The following is a 17,029-nucleotide window of genomic DNA, read 5'->3' on the forward strand; positions in this document are numbered from 1 at the left end:
GAAGGCACACATGTTGACTACACAGCAGTTATCCGCAAAAACGGTGTAGAAATTGCGAAAGTAACAAAAACATTGACGGTAGCTAGCAAAACAGACGACCTGACTTACGCTGTAGATGCTCTTCACCCAATGTTCAATGCTTTGGACAGCGGCGTAATTAGCGGAAAACAAGTTTACGGAAATGGCCAGGAATTGACTCAAGCAGATCAAGAAAACCCGGCAGTAAGCTTGTTCGGCCAAGAAGTCACGATCTCTGCTAAAAATGCAGCAGGTGACGTCGTCGAATTGCCTAACAGCATCAAATCCGTAACATCTTCGAACACAAGCGTAGCACGGGTTGCTCTGAACTCAACGAACCAAGCGTTCGTGATCGGTAACAAAGCGGGTACAGCAACAATCAGCATCACGTACCTGACAGCTAAAGGTGAAGTGAAGCAAGCAACTGTTCCTGTAACAGTGAAAACTGATGCGATCGCTGTAGACAAGATCGAAGCAGAAACAGATACAGTAGCAATGAACAACAACGAGAACCTGTTTGACAAAATCGACATCAAAGTAACGGACAACTACGGTACAGAGTATGACGATATGGAAGCAGGCGAGTACAACTTCATGTTGGGTCTGACATTTGCAGCAACTCACGTTAAAGGCGGTACAGTATCCATCGACCAAAACGGTAACGTAAGCGTGAAAGCAGATGAAACAAATACAAGTGGTAAAGTATCTTTCGATCTGACAACGTACTCCGCTAACGGCAAATCCGCAGTAACTCCTATTGAAGTAACAGCTCCAGTTGCTAACTAATAGTTATCTCACTGAAAAAGAAGGCCCTTTGGGGCTTTCTTTTTTTATTGAAAATTTTTCTAGAATATTTTTTTATTCATTGCGCAACTTTTTTGCAACGGGCGCGTTTAATACTTTGAAAACAAAGAAGCAATAATTAATTTCCTAACTTGGTTCACCTTATACAGTTTGGAAAATAACTCTTTACGACTCTATTCGACCAATGTATAATGTGAATTGGCATGAGCTTTTATTTATTCTACTATTTTTTACTAGTTTCAGATGTGGCTGACTCGAGCCGCATAATGAACTTAGTTATATATTGCTCTAACTCTGGAAAGGGGGTGAACCGGACAATGAGTGAATCGAGCTCAAATATGATTAGAACCAACCTAAAAAATAAACCCAAAGATACTCGAGGAGGAGAAAAAAAGGTTATGAAGAAAAGTTTATCCGTAGTTCTCTCTACAGCAATGGCATTATCCATGTTTTCTTCCGTAGCATTCGGTAAAACATCCGCTGATTTCACAGATCTTAAAGATCTTGATGCAGCTACAAAAGCAAAATTTGACGCTATGATTAGCGCTGGTATTTTTGACGGCGTGAGCGACACAACTTTCGGTCTTAAAGACGAAATGAACCGCGCTCAATTCGCAAAAGTTGCAGCTTTGATCATGGGTCTTGATGTTAACAAAGATCTGAAAACTTCCAGCTTCTCCGATGTTAAATCCGACGACGCAGCTAACGGCTACGCTCTTCCTTACATCGAAGCTTTGAAAACAGCTGGCGTAACTGATGGTTACGGCGAAGGCACTTACAACCCAGCTGGCAAAGTAACTAAAGAGCAATTGGCTACTTTCTTGGTTCGCGTATTGGGTCAAGACGCTGCTGCTAAAGCTAAAACAGGTAACGATTCCACAGTTTCTGACTGGGCTCAAGGTTATGTAGCTCTTGCTCTTGAACTGAAACTTCTTCCTAACGGCACTGACGGTAAGTTCTCCGGTCAAGCTAACGCAACTCGCGATCTGCTTCTGACTGGTGCTTACGAAGCTAAACAACAATACGTACCAGCTGGTAAAGTTTCCGTTACAGGCGCCAAAGCAACAGGTGCTCAACAAGTAACAGTTACTTTCAACAAACCAGTTGATACTACTAAAGCTACAGTATCCTTGAAAAAAGGTACATCTGATGTAGTTACAACTACTAAATTCTCTGATGACAAGAAATCCGCAGTTCTGACTTTGACTGATGTTAAAATCAGCAAGGGCGACTACACTGTAACTGTTTCCGGTTTGGATGCAGCTACTGTAGACAAAACAACTGCAACTTTCACAGGTGAAGACGAAGTTCTGAAAAGCATTGACTTCGTAACAGCTGGCGACACAATCGCTTACGCTGACAAAACTATCGTTAAAGTTAAAGCTTCCAACCAGTATGGTGAAAATGCAACAACTAACGCTGGTTCTTACAACGTTTACACATCTGCTGCAACATTCACAAAAATCACAAAAGACAACGATGGTACTTTGTTGATTACTTTGGATACAGCAACTTCCAACACAACTCAAGGCGTATCTGTAATCCCAGTAACTGTCGTTAACAACGACAGCCACATTACAGCTACTAAAAACTTCAAGTTGGGTACACAACCAATCTTGACTAAACTTGAGCTTGGTTCTGCTCGTTACTCCGTGGGTGATGCTTTAGGTGGTAAAGGCGAAAACGTTAAATTCGACCTTAACCTGTTCGACCAATACGGCGGTACAATCTCTTACGATTCTTTGATCAACGCTAAAGTAGCAAATTCCACTAGCAACTTGTTTGGTACTACTACTGTTATCTGGAACGACTACATCTCTACTGATGATGTGAAAACAGAAGTTGAGGATAACGGAAACGATATCCCAGAAGTTAAGATCTCCCTGTTGAACGATCTTGACAAAGCTGCTGATTACAACTTCACAGTGTTCAACCAAGCTGCGACTGCAACTGGTAAAATCACTGTTAAATCCGCTAAAGTAGCTAACAAAGTTGAAATTGGTGACCTTAACGATGTAATCGCTGCTGGCGATGCAGATGTTTATGTTCCAATCATCGCTTATGACGCTGCTGGAAATCAATTGAGTGTTGATGATCTGACTAGCGATCAAAACCTCAAACGTATCAATATTAATCTTTCTGGTGCAACAGGACTTAATAACGCGACTAGCGTGAAAATTGAAGATTCCGGCGAGCACAGAGGGACTGTTCGTTTGAACAAAATTAACGACAGCGCTAAAGGTGCTGTATCCATTACAGCAATCATCGCAACAGCTAACGCAAGCAGCACTTCCACTAAAACTTACACAATCGCTGATGCTCGTGTACCTGATCACTTCAAAGTGGTAACTGATTCTGCTAAGGGTGCTCTTCCAGGTGCTACATCTGCAATTGAGCTTGCTGTTGTTGACCAATACGGTAAAACACTTGACCATGCTCACTACACAGATAGCCAAGGTAACAACGTTGCTAGCCCTGCTGGTAATAACGAGTATAAAGTGACTGTAAGTGTTGCAACATACAATGCTGGTACAAACTCTACTTACCAAACATTTGGTTTGAAAGATGCTACAAGCGCACAAAACCCAATCAATGGTTCCATTAGTTATGGTAAAGATCTTAACGGCGACTTCGATGCTTTCAATGGCGAGTTCACACTGTTTACTAGTGCAAATACACCTGCAGGCGCTCGCGCTGAGTACTCTGCTGTAATCACTAAAAACGGAACTGAGATCTCCAAGTTGACTAGAACATTCACTGTTGCTAGCGTTGATGATGATCTGACTTACTCCGTGAATGCTGTTCCTACATTGTTCAACACTATCGATAGCGGTATCGTTGTTGGAACAACTTACGGTGTTAATCAATCTATCTCTGCTGACACTCTTAAAGATGTAACTCAAAGCCAAGTATTGGCACGCGAAGTTAAAGTATCCGCTAAGAATGCAGCTGGCGACGTGATTAAAGTTCCAGCTTACACAATTCAAAGCATCACTACTTCCAACAACGCTGTTGCTAAAGTGGTCTTGGCAAGTAACGGTAAAGCATATGTCCTTGGTAACAAAGTAGGTACTGCAACTCTGAACGTATCCTACAGAACTATCAAAGGCGAAATCAAGTCAGCTACAGTTGCTGTAACTACTAAGAACGATGCATTGGCAGTTGATAAAGTTGCTGCTGACAGCACAATGACTATCAACGTCACTAATGCTGCTACAGGTGCAACTGATGGTAATGCATTCTATACTCCAGACCTGATTGTTACTGACAACTATGGTAAAGAGTATGAGCAAAATGATGCTAAATTGGCTAACGGCGTATTGGGCGTAACATTCTCTGCTAGCCACTTCTCCTCCAACATCTCTAACGTTACAATCACTCCTTATGGTGATATCGTTGTAACTAAGGGTGCTGGCGCTGGTACATTTGATCTGACAATTACATCCCCAAGTGGTAAATCCGATGTAGTTGCAGTAACTGTTAACTAATCCATAAGATTAGCTAACGCTTATAAAAAGAAGGCCTTTCGGCCTTCTTTTTATTTTTGTTCAAATGTAGTATGCACATATTTGTTGGTATTCATAATGTTCTTCTGACTATTTTCAATGCTTGTGAACATGCTCATTTGCAAGCTTGTGTTGATCGTCAAATCGGTTTTCCGAGAAACCCAAATCTTAAATAAATCCTTGGTTTGTCCCACGGCATCAAGTACTTTGGATTGACTGGCGATAATTTCGGTTAGAGTCGTATCTGTACTGTTTTGCTTTTTAACCTCATTCGCAAAAGCTAATGATTTATTGTACTCTTCGGTAAGCTCTACGTAATCTCTATCAAGAATATCAGTGATGTTAGGAACCTGATCCAAATCCTTAAATTCCTTGATTTTACTTGCGAAAATATACAGCTGCTGATCTGTGTCGCTTAGCCATTTGTAAGCATTCATGAGGGCAACATTTTGAGCGGTATCAGGGTTAGCAACCTGGGGTTGTTCCTTATTGATACTGACGTTCACGCTATAAGTCGCATCATTCCAGGCTACATCGGCACCTAGCTGCCTTAGCATATAGATAGGCACCATCGTTCTTCCTTTGTAATTGATGGCTGGAACATCTTCAACTTTCAGCTCTTGCCCGTTGGAATGAACGGATACAATAGGACTCCCTTCATAGTCTCCGTGCGTGGAAGACGCATTGACGGTGCTGGATATAAAGAATAAAATCAGAGTGACAGTTAGTAATTTTTTCATGCCTTGTCTCCTTTTTAGTAGAAATAGTTTTCTTCAATAATTCAACAGGAGTTAGGCGATTTCCTTTACATTCCTAGATAAGGAAAAAGTTGATGATAGGAGCTTCTCAAACATGAAAAAAAATAAGTCGTTGATATTATTAGGCTTGTCTTCTGCTTTATTTTTGTCTTCAATGGTGACAACTTCTCAAGCCGAGGCACCTGCGCCCGGTTTCTCTTCGGATCCGGTCATTACGAAGAGCTATTTTGATCAGAACACCTTGAGCGAAGCTAAGGTGAAGGATCTTATCGCCTCCGCGCTCGCAGCGAATGCTGGCACAAGCCAGCCTAGCGGGAGCAATGGAGGCTCGGACACGACCGCGACGACAGCGGCAATGACCGTTGTCCAGATGAAACCAGGACAAACGCTTTATGCCGGCGCCGGCGCGGAATTCATCGTGCGATCCGGCAACGTGATCGCCGTAAGCAGTGACGAGAACGGGATTCCCGATGTTACCGGGGGCAAAGACATTGCCGCAGGGTCAGAGATTGCGACGAATCATCTTTTGATTTTCCCGCGGGATGGACGCGGCATTAAGCCTGCAGCCAAGAATACGGCAGATATTTATGTAATGGTCCGTGGCAACTATTTATTGATGAATCAGGATGGAAGTACAGCTACTCCATAATTTTACCCCTACTGACAAGTACTTATCCGTTTCGACTTCAGAGAAGGAGACATACTAGAGTTGTACTCTTCATCAGGGCATCAGCTGGTATTGTCTTAACAAAACTCTCTGGAGGCGATTGTTATGGCTAGAAGCAACAATGTGAAAGTAGTTCCCGAGTCGAAACAAGCATTGGACATGCTAAAGTACGAGATTGCTGCGGAACTCGGTCTTCCAGTCGGCAAAAACTTCTCTATGAACGCTGACACCGAATTCGCAACGGAGCTAGGTGCGATTCCAGCACACTCGATCAAAGAGGATTATTGGGGCCATATTTCATCCAGAGACACCGGAGCGGTTGGCGGAACGATTACAAAGAGGCTGATTCAAAAAGCTGAGGAAGTTCTATTTTCGCTGTAAAATCTGTAAAGCTATCATATAAATCTTAACAATTGTTTCATTGACACTAGACGACAAATAAAGTAAGATAATTTATTGAAGGTCAATGATTAATCAAACCTTTTCCGACAGGGAAAGGTTCATTTTTTATTGTCACCTATACTTATTTTTACCATATCGGAATTCAAGGTTCTTTGTAGCACTTCGAAGCGCGCATAAGAGGGAGATTCCGTTTGGCGTGAAAAGCTTCCGCTAAAGCCGGAGCCCACTTTATAAAATATAGGCATCGTTTAGAAGCTTTTCAAGCATACTATGATTGATTAGGAGGATGAATAACATGGCTCTAGAACGTGGACGTCGTTTATTTACTTCCGAATCCGTAACAGAAGGTCATCCGGATAAAATCTGTGACCAAATTTCTGATTCGGTTTTGGATGCATTTTTGGCCAATGACCCTAATGCTCGCGTAGCATGTGAGGTTTCTGTGGCAACTGGTTTGGTATTGGTAATCGGTGAGATTACATCCAGCTCGGAATACGTTGATATTCAAGCAATTGCAAGACAAACAATAAAAGATATCGGGTATACTCGCGCGAAGTATGGTTTTGACTCCACAACTTGTGCGGTACTTGTATCTTTGAACGAACAATCCCCTGACATTGCTCAAGGCGTGAACAAAGCGCTGGAAGCTAGAGAAGGTACTATGTCCGATGAAGAAATTGAAGCAATCGGAGCAGGTGACCAAGGTCTAATGTTCGGATTTGCGGTTAATGAGACGCCAGAGCTTATGCCGCTGCCGATTTCGATTTCTCACCAATTGGCTCGTCGCTTGACAGAAGTTCGCAAGAACGGAACGCTTCCTTACCTTCGTCCGGATGGTAAAACGCAAGTTACTGTTGAATATGATGGCGACAAACCAGTTCGCGTTGACGCTATTGTCGTATCCACACAGCATGATGAAGCGATTACTTTGGAGCAAATCCAAGCTGATATCAAAGAGCATGTGATTAAGCCAATCGTTCCAGCCAACTTGTTGGATGAGAACACAAACTACTTCATCAACCCAACTGGCCGTTTCGTAATCGGCGGACCACAAGGGGATGCTGGTTTGACAGGCCGTAAAATCATCGTGGACACTTACGGTGGTTACGCTCGTCACGGCGGTGGCGCATTCTCCGGTAAGGATCCAACGAAAGTTGACCGTTCCGGTGCATACGCGGCGCGCTATGTTGCGAAAAATATCGTAGCAGCTGGCCTTGCTGACAAATGTGAAGTTCAACTGGCTTATGCAATCGGTGTAGCTAGACCGGTATCCATTGCTGTTGACACATTCGGCACAGGCAAAGTAAGCGAAGAGAAGCTTGTTGAACTCGTTAGCAAGCACTTTGACCTTCGTCCGGCTGGTATTATTAAAGAGTTGGATCTTCGTCGTCCAATCTACCGTCAAACAGCTGCTTATGGTCACTTTGGCCGTAACGATCTGGATGTTCCTTGGGAGCGTACAGATAAAGCTGAGATCTTAAAAACAGAAGCATTGGCTTAATCCCAATTCAATAGAAGCCGCTCGTCATGATGACGGGCGGCTTTTTTGCTGTTTTTTTGCCGTATAAATACAACTATTTCTCAACGTAACTTTTTCCATAGTTGGCGAGTCTAAATAATAGTCATATATAATAGATTTATAGACTTAGACTGAAAGAGGAGCGTGGAGAAGCAACATGAAAGTGCAGAAGCAATTAGGTATAGGTGCGCTGGCTTGCGCATTAGTGTGGCAATTGACATCAGGGACAATGATATTTGCAGCAGATTCTACATTGACACTAAGTTCGCAGGAGACGATTACATCTGGGGCTACTCTCAAAAACTATGTATGGACGACAACAAGAAGCGGCAAGGGTGTATCAGTTAACGCGAATGTAATAGAAGTAGACTTAACGAATCCGAATGTAAAGATCGATGCAATGGCTGGCACGAAAAATCAATTTACAAAAAACCAAAGCGTACTGGGCATGGTGAAGGATACGGGAGCTGTAGCCGGTGTAAACGGTGATTTCTTTAATACCCAAGCCGAAGGCGTTCCTGAGGGCGCGCAGATTACGAATGGACAGGTCATGTCGACACCTGCCAAGATATCCGGGTTGTACTCGCTCGCGATTACGAAGGATAATAAGCCGATTATTGATATTTTCGATTTTCAGGGCAAGGTCACGGCAAAGGACGGCACATCGTTTGACCTAGGCGGTGTCAACAAGACCTATTACTGGGACGACAATGGGGTAGCGATGATTGCAGACGGCTTGTTCCTTTATACCAGCGCCTGGGCTATGAATCAGCGTGCTGTTGACGGAACACATGTTCCTACGGAAGCGTTAGTGGTGAATGGCATTGTCAAGGAAATCGCTATCGACACGAACGTCAAAATGATTGCCCCTGCGGACGGGTATATTCTCCGAGGCTCTGGGCTTGCCCGTGATTTTATTGTCAATCATTTGAAAGTCGGAGATCCGATTACAACGAAATACGATATGATCCCGCACGATTTATCCAAAACGTACGATTGGAAAAACTTCAAAATGATGATTGGCGGCAGCACCTTGCTGGTAGATGAGGCGAAACCAAGCTATTTCACCCGCAATATTGGGGATTTCAGCGGTTACAGTCCGAGATCCCGTACAGCTGTCGGATACTCGAAGGATAATAAGACCGTTTATATTATCACGTCTGATAATAGCGGCAGCAGTAAAGGGATGACGCTTCCTGAACTGCAGCAGTTCATGATTCAAGCCGGTGTATGGCGGGGAATGGTACTGGACGGCGGCGGTTCTACGCAGTTGGTATCGCGGCCACTCGGGGATTTCGATCCTAAACTAACGAACAACACCGAGAATGGCAATCAGCGTGCGGTGGCCAACGGTTTGGGCGTTTACTCAACGGCTCCGCAAGGGGAGCTGAAGGGTCTTATTTTACAAGGGCAGAAAGTGTTATTCGTAGGCGAATCCAGCGCTTATCAGTTTAAAGCTTATGATGACTATTATAATCCGATTTCTGTAACTTCGGTTGTTCCACAATGGAGCAGCACGATGACGAACGGCACTTTTAAAGATAATGTATTTACGGCAACACAACCTGGTAAATCTCAGCTTGTCGCCAAGTCTGGCAAAGGAACAGCAACCATGGACGTAGAGGTTGTAGGCAGGGACCAGATCCAGTCGATGAAGTTCAGCGCTGGCTCATTCTCGCTGACAGAAGGCGGGGATTTTAAACTGCCGCTGTCGGTCACAACCAAGAGCGGTGTCACCCGTGATCTGCCTCCGAATTCGGCTCAATGGGAGCTGAGCGGGGTTAAGGGCAGCATTAATGACGGAATCCTGCACGTTGACAGCACAGCAGGCAGTCAAACTGCACAAGTCATCGCCAGATACGACGGTTTCAGTTCGATGGTGACATTGCCGATCGGTCAAGAAAAGGTATGGTATGACCTGGATCATAACGCTGTTATGACGACGAGCGATAAATACCCGGCTGAAGTTGTATCCAACGTGAACATCGGCAAAGAGGCTAGTGGTAACAAAACTTTGGACATTACTTATGATTTCACCAAAGGATCTGGAACCAAAGCCGCCTATGCCCGTTTCGATGGAGCTTATGGTACTCCGGTTGCTGGCGAGCCTGATTTTATCTCAGCTAAAGTGCTGGGGGACGGAAGTTTCAACTGGGTACGCGCAGAAGTGATTGATGCCGATGGCAATTCGAATTTAGTGTCCTTCACGGAGAATATGAATTGGACGGGTTGGCGCAAAGTGACTGCGGATGTATCCAATTTGAAATTCCCGATCAAAATTAAGAGCGTTTATGTTGCAAATCCTGCAAACGGACAGGATGAAAGAGCGATGAAAGGGAAAGTTAGTATTGATGACATTTCGTTCATTTATAAGGGTCAAATGCCAACTTTACCGAAGAACTCCATTAAGCTAACTGTGAATAATAAAAATGCGACTTTGAATGACAAGTCCATGACGCTTGAACAGGCGCCAACGATTGTGAACGGCAATACTTTGGTGCCGATCCGGTTTGTAACGGAAGCGCTGGGCGGTAACGTGAAGTGGAATGATCAAGAGCGCAAGGTGACAGTGATCCGCGGCGATAAGTTGATTGATCTTTGGATTGATAATCCGGATTTGCTCGTTAATGGGGATCGGGTGACAGCAGAAGTTGCGCCGAAGATTATGAACAATGTAACCATGGTGCCTTTGCGGCTTATTTCTGAGAAGTTAGGATTTAAGGTAGGCTGGGAACCTATAAAACAAGGGATTACCCTTGAATAAATAGGGCTAGAAGTTCAATTCATGCCGTCGGAAGTATGGTACAATATGGGGTAGACTAATTTCGTTTTTATAAAAAAGGAGCTTGTTTCACTTTGCAGCCAGACGCTATAGATCGTGTCATAAAGAACGCCATCAACGTCGTGGAGAGCAGCAAGTATCAAATCTTTGAGATTGCCGAGACATCCAGACTTGAGAAAGAGGCACTGACCCGCGAGTTAGAAGAGATCCAGGAAGAAACCAGTGCCACTATTGATATGGTGGACAACCTGGAGAGGGATTATAAGCGATCCCGGATCAGGCTTACGGAAGTTAGTCGAGATTTCAACAAATATCGCGAAGATGATATTAAGACAGCGTATGAAGCCGCTATCGCTCTTCAACTGCAGCTAACGATCGCCAGGGAAAAAGAAGTTCACCTCAAGGCTAGGCGGAACGATCTGCAGCAGCGTGTGAAGAACGTGGAGAAGCAGGTGGAACGGGCTGAAACGATCGTCTCCCAGATGAATGTTGTGCTGGAATACTTATCAGGCGACCTGAATCAGGTCACTCGAATATTGGAATCTGCAAAAAACAGGCAGTTGCTGGGGTTGAAAATTATTTTGGCCCAGGAAGAAGAAAGAAAGCGGATCGCCCGCGAGATTCACGATGGTATGGCACAAACTTTAGCCAATGTCGTACTTCGTACCGAGATTGCCGAGCGTATGCTCATGAAACAGGACATGTCGGCCGTGAAGGAAGAGTTGGTCGATTTAAAGGGACAAGTTCGGGGGGGGCTTGAAGAAGTTCGTAAAATTATCTTCAACCTTCGCCCGATGGCCCTTGATGATTTGGGGATTGTGCCCACGTTGCGCAAGTATGTGCAAGATTTCGAGGAGAAGCACAAAATCCGTACGAAGTTTAATCTTGTAGGTAAAGAGACTCGCATACCGTCCGGGCTTGAAATCGCGATTTTCCGACTGGTGCAGGAAGCTCTCTCGAATGTGATTAAACATGCGAAAGCCACTTTTGTTTCTGTGGAGCTAAGGCTAGAAGCAGACCAAGTGCAGATCTATATTGTAGATAACGGAGTCGGCTTTGACGTGCCCCTAATAGAACAAAGAATTGCCAAAGGGAACAATTTTGGTTTGCTCGGGATGCGTGAGCGTGTTGAGCTTCTGGAAGGCTCGATGGTGTTAGAATCTGCTAAAGATTCGGGTACAAAGATAACGATGCTAATCCCTTTTGGCGGCGGAGCAGAGAACAAGGAGGAAAATCAGAATGGACAACACGGCGAGTCCTAAACGTAACGTGCGCATTGTGATTGCGGACGATCATCAACTCTTTCGTGAAGGCGTTAAACGAATCATTAATATGGAAGATGATATGGAGGTCATCGGCGAATGTGGTGACGGCATCCAGGTCATCGAGCTTTGCAATCAGATCACTCCGGATATTGTGCTCATGGACATTAATATGCCGCTTGAGAACGGCGTTGTGGCTACAGAGCGTTTAAAGCTCATTTTCCCTGATATCAAAGTGATTATCCTTTCGATCCATGACGATGAAAGCTATGTGTTCGAAACGCTCCGCAAAGGGGCTTCTGGTTATTTACTGAAGGATATGGAAGCGGAGTCATTGATTAATGCAATTCGCTCCGTAGTTGCCGGTCATGCTTATATTCATCCCAAAGTGACGGGCAAGCTGATCAACCAATTGCGACGAATGACATACCTGGATGATGTAGGTGTGGTTGGTCAGGGACAAGGCGTGAAGGATGCAGGCTTGAAGTACATCCATAATGCCAACAGTCCGCTGACGAAGCGAGAGGCTGAAGTGCTCCGCTTAATGGCGGAAGGCAAGAGCAATAAGCTGATTGGCGAATTCTTATACATTAGTGAGAAAACCGTTAAGAACCACGTCAGCAGCATTCTGCAAAAAATGGAAGTCGATGACCGTACACAAGCCGTAATCATTGCGATTAAGAATGGTTGGGTAACCTTATAGCCGAACACTCCATCACGTAGAGGAACCCCCCCTCCTTAAGCGGCATACAATGCTGATAAGGAGGGAGCCGCTATGTGGATGGGATTGCTATGGATCGTAGGCTGCTACGGTATCAGCATCGCTGTGCTTCATATCTTGTTCAGTACCCGAAAGGGAAGAAGCAAGAAACAAGCCAAAGTACTGTTAGTGACCAAAAACAATCAAAATCATATTGAATGGTATATTCGTTCTTTATTTTTCTTTTCACGCGTGAAAGGTGGTCAGGTGACGGCTGCGATCTTTGATGACGGGTCGTCAGATGAAACCTTGAAGATCATTGAACGATTATCCCATACGCATGTGCTGGAAGTCTATCATCGGGCAGATGATGAGTTTGTCGATGACTATTTGCGCCGGCACGAGAACGAGCCGTTAATTATTGTGAATCTCAGCAACCGGGAAGATATTGTTGATATTCCTGTTGTTATGTAGTAAACGGTTACAATACAAAGAGAGCAAGGTGAAGGATGAAGGTTCAACTTTACGCGTTGCACATAGGTTCGAAGTGGACGTGGAACTTGTCCGTCCATACACATACCGACATTCATTATTGGTTCGAGCAATACGGTGCTGACGCCAGCATACGATTGCTGGAACCTTTTGTTTCTTTAGGGCAGGCTATACGCATGCTGCAGGCTCTTTCTACGGACTCCATTTTAACCTCGGCGATGAATCGCAACTCCCCCTTAACTCCATTTAAAGCACGATTGCAGTACTTGGCAAGGAAGTGCGGCTTAGCGCAGCACGTGTGCGACTCTCTTACATTCAGTGAAATTTCTTATGTATTCTGGCAAATGGGTAAGGTCCTCCCACTTCAATTACAGGCAGATCGTTATGAGCGGATTGTAAAAGCTTGCAGCGGCAGGCAGCTACTCGTAGATGAACTCCATCAATTGTTGGCGTTACATGGCGTTGATAGCACCCAAAAGGAAGACTGGCTACCCTATTTGCAATTAGCCCATCTTCAAGGCGATCTCCGAATAAGCAGCGGGCTGCATATTTACGAACGCAGGGACTGGCGTCGCCCATTTGTGAAGAAGACCGTTGTACGCTGTAAAAGATGTGGCAGCGGGGCGGCGCGTATGTACTGGACAGATTGCATCCACTGCGGACAAGCATGTCCTTATTGCGAGGAGTGCCTCACAATGGGGCGCGCACGATACTGCTCACTGCTAATACAAGGACGTGCAGTAGATGTCTCCTTACATAGCGACGCGGATGATCTACATGCTTACATTGAGCCCTGGGGGCTCAGCCCGGCACAGACAGCGGCCTCTTTGGAAGGGCTGCGCTATGTGAGCGGAGGGACGGATGCCGGCGGTAAATCCAGTGTGGAGCAAGAAGCCAAAAGGTTCTTGATCTGGGCTGTGACGGGTGCGGGGAAGACGGAGATGATCTTCCCCTTTATTCACTATACGGTCGCTAGAGGAGGCAAGGCCTTAATTGCTACACCCCGAAAGGACGTCGTCCTGGAGCTTCGCCCCCGGATTAAACGGGCGTTCTCCGACTATACCGTCGTTACCTTGTATGGGGGGAGCGAGCAGCGGTGGGAACAAGGGCAGATTACGATCGCGACGACGCATCAGCTGATGCGATTTCATCAGGCATTCGACCTGGTCATTATCGATGAGATTGATGCGTTCCCCTATCACAACAATCCTACGCTTGCCTACGCCGCCGCTACTGTGGTCAAGCCTGGAGGGAGCAATGTTTTACTATCGGCAACGCCGCCAAAAGAGGTGAGAACAGCAGCAGACCGAGGCAGACTGCCGCATGTGCGCGTGCCGGTGCGGTATCATAGACATCCGCTGCCGGTGCCTGAGCTGCTATCCGTACCGACCTTGCGTAGATGCTGTCAGTCGAATACGCTGCCCGACGTGCTGGCTACCCGGCTGCAGGCGTCTATTAAGCGGGGCGCACAGGTTTTTGTTTTCGTACCTAATATTAAGCTGGTTGAGCCGATGGTTGAATTGCTGCGGTCGAAGCTGCGGGCCGAAGACGGAAGCTTGCCGCTACGTGTAGAGGGCACATCGTCCAAGGATGCCGATCGCACCGAGAAAGTTCAGCACTTCCGGGATAAAGCAATCCGTTTGCTCGTTACAACGACGATATTGGAACGGGGCGTGACGATACCGAAATCCGATGTATACATCCTCGACGCCGATTCCAGCCTGTTCGACGAAGCTGCGCTTGTACAGATGGCTGGTAGAGCAGGCAGATCCAAGGACGATCCGGCGGGCATGATTTATTTTGCGGCAAATGAGGTATCCCTGTCACAGAGGGAGGCGGTCCGGCAAATTAAACAAATGAACCGAATCGCGCGAAAAAAAGGATATCTGCGAGGGGAGAATGAATGAGTAAATGGTTGGAACATATTGTTGCCGGGATACAAGCTATGCTCCATCCCAGACGGGATGAGTGTTTACTCTGCAAACAATTAGGACGGCTGCAAAGTAATGAGCTGCGCTTGTGCCAGGTTTGTATGTCGCGGATTCCGTGGATTCAGGATGTACGCTGCCTCATCTGTGGAAGATCTGAGAAGTGTTCGGATTGTTTGCGACGAAAACATTCCTATTTCATAAAGAATCGTAGTGCAGTCCGGTATGATGATACCATGAAGGAACTGCTGGCACGGTATAAGTATCGTGGTGATGAAAGGCTATGTACCGTCATGGGGTACATGCTTTACTATGCCTACCGGATATTAAGCAGTGAAAGCGGAACGGATTTGAGCTTGAATGCAGAGGCAGGATCTACAAACAAGATCATTACATATGTGCCTGTCAGTGAGCGCCGCTTGCAAGAACGAGGGTTCAATCAGGCGGAGCAAATGGCCCGCGAGCTTGGCCGGAGGACCGATCTGCCGGTCGTGCCGCTTTTACTTCGAACTAAGCATACCGATAAGCAGAGCTTTAAGACAAGAAGTGAACGATTGGACGATATGGAACGTGTGTTCGAGATTCATTTAGAAGGCATGAAGGAGGTCCTGTGTACAAGGGCTTCCACTTTGGTCATTTATTTGATTGATGATGTATACACAACGGGAAGTACGATGAATCACTGCGCTAGAGTACTAAAGGAAGATCTCGGTGCAGAAGTTTTTGGTCTTACTTGGGCTCGATGAGCCATTAAATTAATAGTGTAAAAAGATGTCGAATTAAGTTAAACTGGAATTAAATTAGGATATAAGGAAATAATACAAGGAGGGCTGTACAATGAGCATGAATGTTGCGAATTGTCCGCGCTGTGGAAAGATTTTTATTAAGGGTGTCAGTAGTGTTTGTCCCGCATGTATGAAAGATATAGATCGACAATACGAGAAGTGTTTGAAATACTTGCGTGAAAATAAAGGATCGACAATACAGGAACTTAGCGAAGCTACCGAAGTCTCAGTTAATCAAATCACCAAGTTCATCCGTGAAGGCAGAATCTCGTTGGCCAATTCGCCAAACATGTCGTATGCCTGCGAGGTTTGCGGGACGTCCATTCGGGAGAATACAATTTGCGATTCCTGCCGGAGCAAACTAATGCGGGATGTGAGGAATACTGCAGAGGATGAACGGCGCAAGGAAGAGCTGAAAAAGAACGACAGTAAAGTCAGTTTCAATATTCAAGAGCGTTTGAATGACCGTCATTAATATTTAAATGGGACTGTAGGAGTATAAAATTTTATAAGATTGATGCCGATAATAATACTAAAGATTATCGGCTTTTATTTTATATGTCGGGATATAGAGGTGAATTAGCATGAAAATTAATGATAATCAGCGTGTAGGTGCGGTGAATCCTTATAAAAAAGCAAGTGATATGAAATTCGCCCAAACAATGGGCAAGAAAGATAAACCTAAAGATCAGGTTGAGATCTCAGCTGAGGCGAAAGAACTGCTTGATGCTCAAGGGACTACTCGTACAGAGGAGCAAACTCGCCGTATTGAAGAGTTGAAGGCTTCTGTAACTTCAGGAACGTATCATGTAGAAGCGGGTAAGATTGCTGAGAAATTGCTACCGTTTATTAAATAAAGTTATAGACCATAAGAAACAGGTGATATCAAGTGAGTATGGCCGCTTTGATAGAAGTGCTAGAGCAGTTAATTGAACTCCATCAAGCATTACTGCAACTGGGAAAGGACAAGACACCAGTTCTGGTTAAGAATGAAGTGGATAAACTGAGTTCGATTGTCCAGAAGGAGAAAAGTCTAGTCAAAAAGGTAGAAGAGCTTGATCGCAAGAGGGTTCAGCTGATAGGCGAGTATCTGATATCACGCGGTTATAATCCTGATCCGAGAATACGCATCAGTGACTTAGTTAAAGTTGTTTTTAAAGCGGAAGAGAAAAAAGCTCTGATTGATGTGCAAGCAAGATTGCTCGAAAGCATAAGAGAACTTCAAAAACAAAATGAAATGAATCAGAAACTAGTGGAGCAATCTCTCGCTTTTATAAATTACACCTTGGATTTATTTGTGAAAACGCCGGAGCAAGATGCATTTTATCAGCGTCCGCAAGCACAACAGCCACAACATGCATATAACACAGTGCGCAGTGGACTGTTCGATACCAAAGCTTAAGGGA

At 45.1% G+C, this 17,029-nt stretch carries 15 protein-coding genes; 14 read left to right on the top strand and 1 reads right to left on the bottom strand.

Annotation, left to right across the window (positions count from 1 at the left end):
• Both O9139_RS25305 and O9139_RS25310 read left to right on the top strand, forming a co-directional pair.
• On the top strand, positions 1-804 hold an 804-nt coding region (locus O9139_RS25305), incomplete at its 5' end, for a pilus assembly protein N-terminal domain-containing protein (protein ID WP_270884540.1).
• A 335-nt stretch (positions 805-1,139) separates the two neighbouring features.
• Positions 1,140-4,310, top strand: a complete 3,171-nt coding sequence (locus O9139_RS25310) for an S-layer homology domain-containing protein (protein WP_270884541.1) — start codon at positions 1,140-1,142, stop codon at positions 4,308-4,310.
• A 50-nt stretch (positions 4,311-4,360) separates the two neighbouring features.
• Here O9139_RS25310 and O9139_RS25315 read toward each other — a convergent pair whose 3' ends face one another.
• A complete protein-coding gene (locus O9139_RS25315) occupies positions 4,361-5,068 on the bottom strand; it encodes a stalk domain-containing protein (protein ID WP_270884542.1) in 708 nt (235 codons plus the stop codon).
• A 112-nt stretch (positions 5,069-5,180) separates the two neighbouring features.
• Between O9139_RS25315 and O9139_RS25320 the strand changes: the two genes are divergently transcribed.
• From O9139_RS25320 to O9139_RS25375, 12 genes are all read left to right on the top strand, one after another.
• Positions 5,181-5,735, top strand: coding sequence for a hypothetical protein (locus O9139_RS25320; protein WP_270884543.1), 555 nt, complete (start codon positions 5,181-5,183; stop codon positions 5,733-5,735).
• 123 nt (positions 5,736-5,858) lie between these two features.
• Positions 5,859-6,134 carry an alpha/beta-type small acid-soluble spore protein gene (locus tag O9139_RS25325; protein ID WP_270884544.1) on the top strand — a complete coding sequence of 92 codons (276 nt, stop codon included), beginning with the start codon at positions 5,859-5,861 and terminating at the stop codon, positions 6,132-6,134.
• A gap of 316 nt (positions 6,135-6,450) precedes the next feature.
• Complete coding sequence (gene metK / locus O9139_RS25330; protein WP_270884545.1) at positions 6,451-7,656, top strand: methionine adenosyltransferase; 1,206 nt, start codon at positions 6,451-6,453, stop codon at positions 7,654-7,656.
• A gap of 175 nt (positions 7,657-7,831) precedes the next feature.
• Positions 7,832-10,438, top strand: a complete 2,607-nt coding sequence (locus tag O9139_RS25335) for a stalk domain-containing protein (protein ID WP_270884546.1) — start codon at positions 7,832-7,834, stop codon at positions 10,436-10,438.
• A 92-nt stretch (positions 10,439-10,530) separates the two neighbouring features.
• Positions 10,531-11,718: a sensor histidine kinase gene (locus O9139_RS25340; RefSeq protein WP_270884547.1), complete on the top strand. Its 1,188-nt coding sequence runs from the start codon at positions 10,531-10,533 to the stop codon at positions 11,716-11,718.
• Positions 11,696-12,421: a response regulator transcription factor gene (locus tag O9139_RS25345; protein ID WP_270884548.1), complete on the top strand. Its 726-nt coding sequence runs from the start codon at positions 11,696-11,698 to the stop codon at positions 12,419-12,421. Before O9139_RS25340 ends, O9139_RS25345 begins: the two co-directional genes overlap by 23 nt.
• 72 nt (positions 12,422-12,493) lie before the next feature.
• Complete coding sequence (locus O9139_RS25350; RefSeq protein ID WP_270884549.1) at positions 12,494-12,892, top strand: hypothetical protein; 399 nt, start codon at positions 12,494-12,496, stop codon at positions 12,890-12,892.
• A 35-nt stretch (positions 12,893-12,927) separates the two neighbouring features.
• Positions 12,928-14,817, top strand: coding sequence for a DEAD/DEAH box helicase (locus O9139_RS25355; protein ID WP_270884550.1), 1,890 nt, complete (start codon positions 12,928-12,930; stop codon positions 14,815-14,817).
• 257 nt (positions 14,818-15,074) lie between these two features.
• Positions 15,075-15,584: a ComF family protein gene (locus tag O9139_RS25360; protein WP_270884551.1), complete on the top strand. Its 510-nt coding sequence runs from the start codon at positions 15,075-15,077 to the stop codon at positions 15,582-15,584.
• 91 nt (positions 15,585-15,675) lie between these two features.
• On the top strand, positions 15,676-16,098 hold the full coding sequence (locus O9139_RS25365) for a TIGR03826 family flagellar region protein (RefSeq protein WP_270884552.1): 423 nt from the start codon (positions 15,676-15,678) through the stop codon (positions 16,096-16,098).
• A 109-nt stretch (positions 16,099-16,207) separates the two neighbouring features.
• The gene (gene flgM, locus O9139_RS25370) at positions 16,208-16,480 is read left to right on the top strand and encodes a flagellar biosynthesis anti-sigma factor FlgM (protein WP_270884553.1); all 273 of its coding nucleotides are present in this window, start codon (positions 16,208-16,210) and stop codon (positions 16,478-16,480) included.
• Between the two features lie 38 nt (positions 16,481-16,518).
• Entirely contained in the window at positions 16,519-17,025 is a 507-nt protein-coding gene (locus tag O9139_RS25375) for a flagellar protein FlgN (protein ID WP_270884624.1), read from the top strand.
• The last annotated feature ends 4 nt before the right edge of the window (positions 17,026-17,029 follow it).

Source organism: Paenibacillus aestuarii (assembly GCF_027789125.1).
Taxonomy (GTDB): domain Bacteria; phylum Bacillota; class Bacilli; order Paenibacillales; family NBRC-103111; genus Paenibacillus_E; species Paenibacillus_E aestuarii.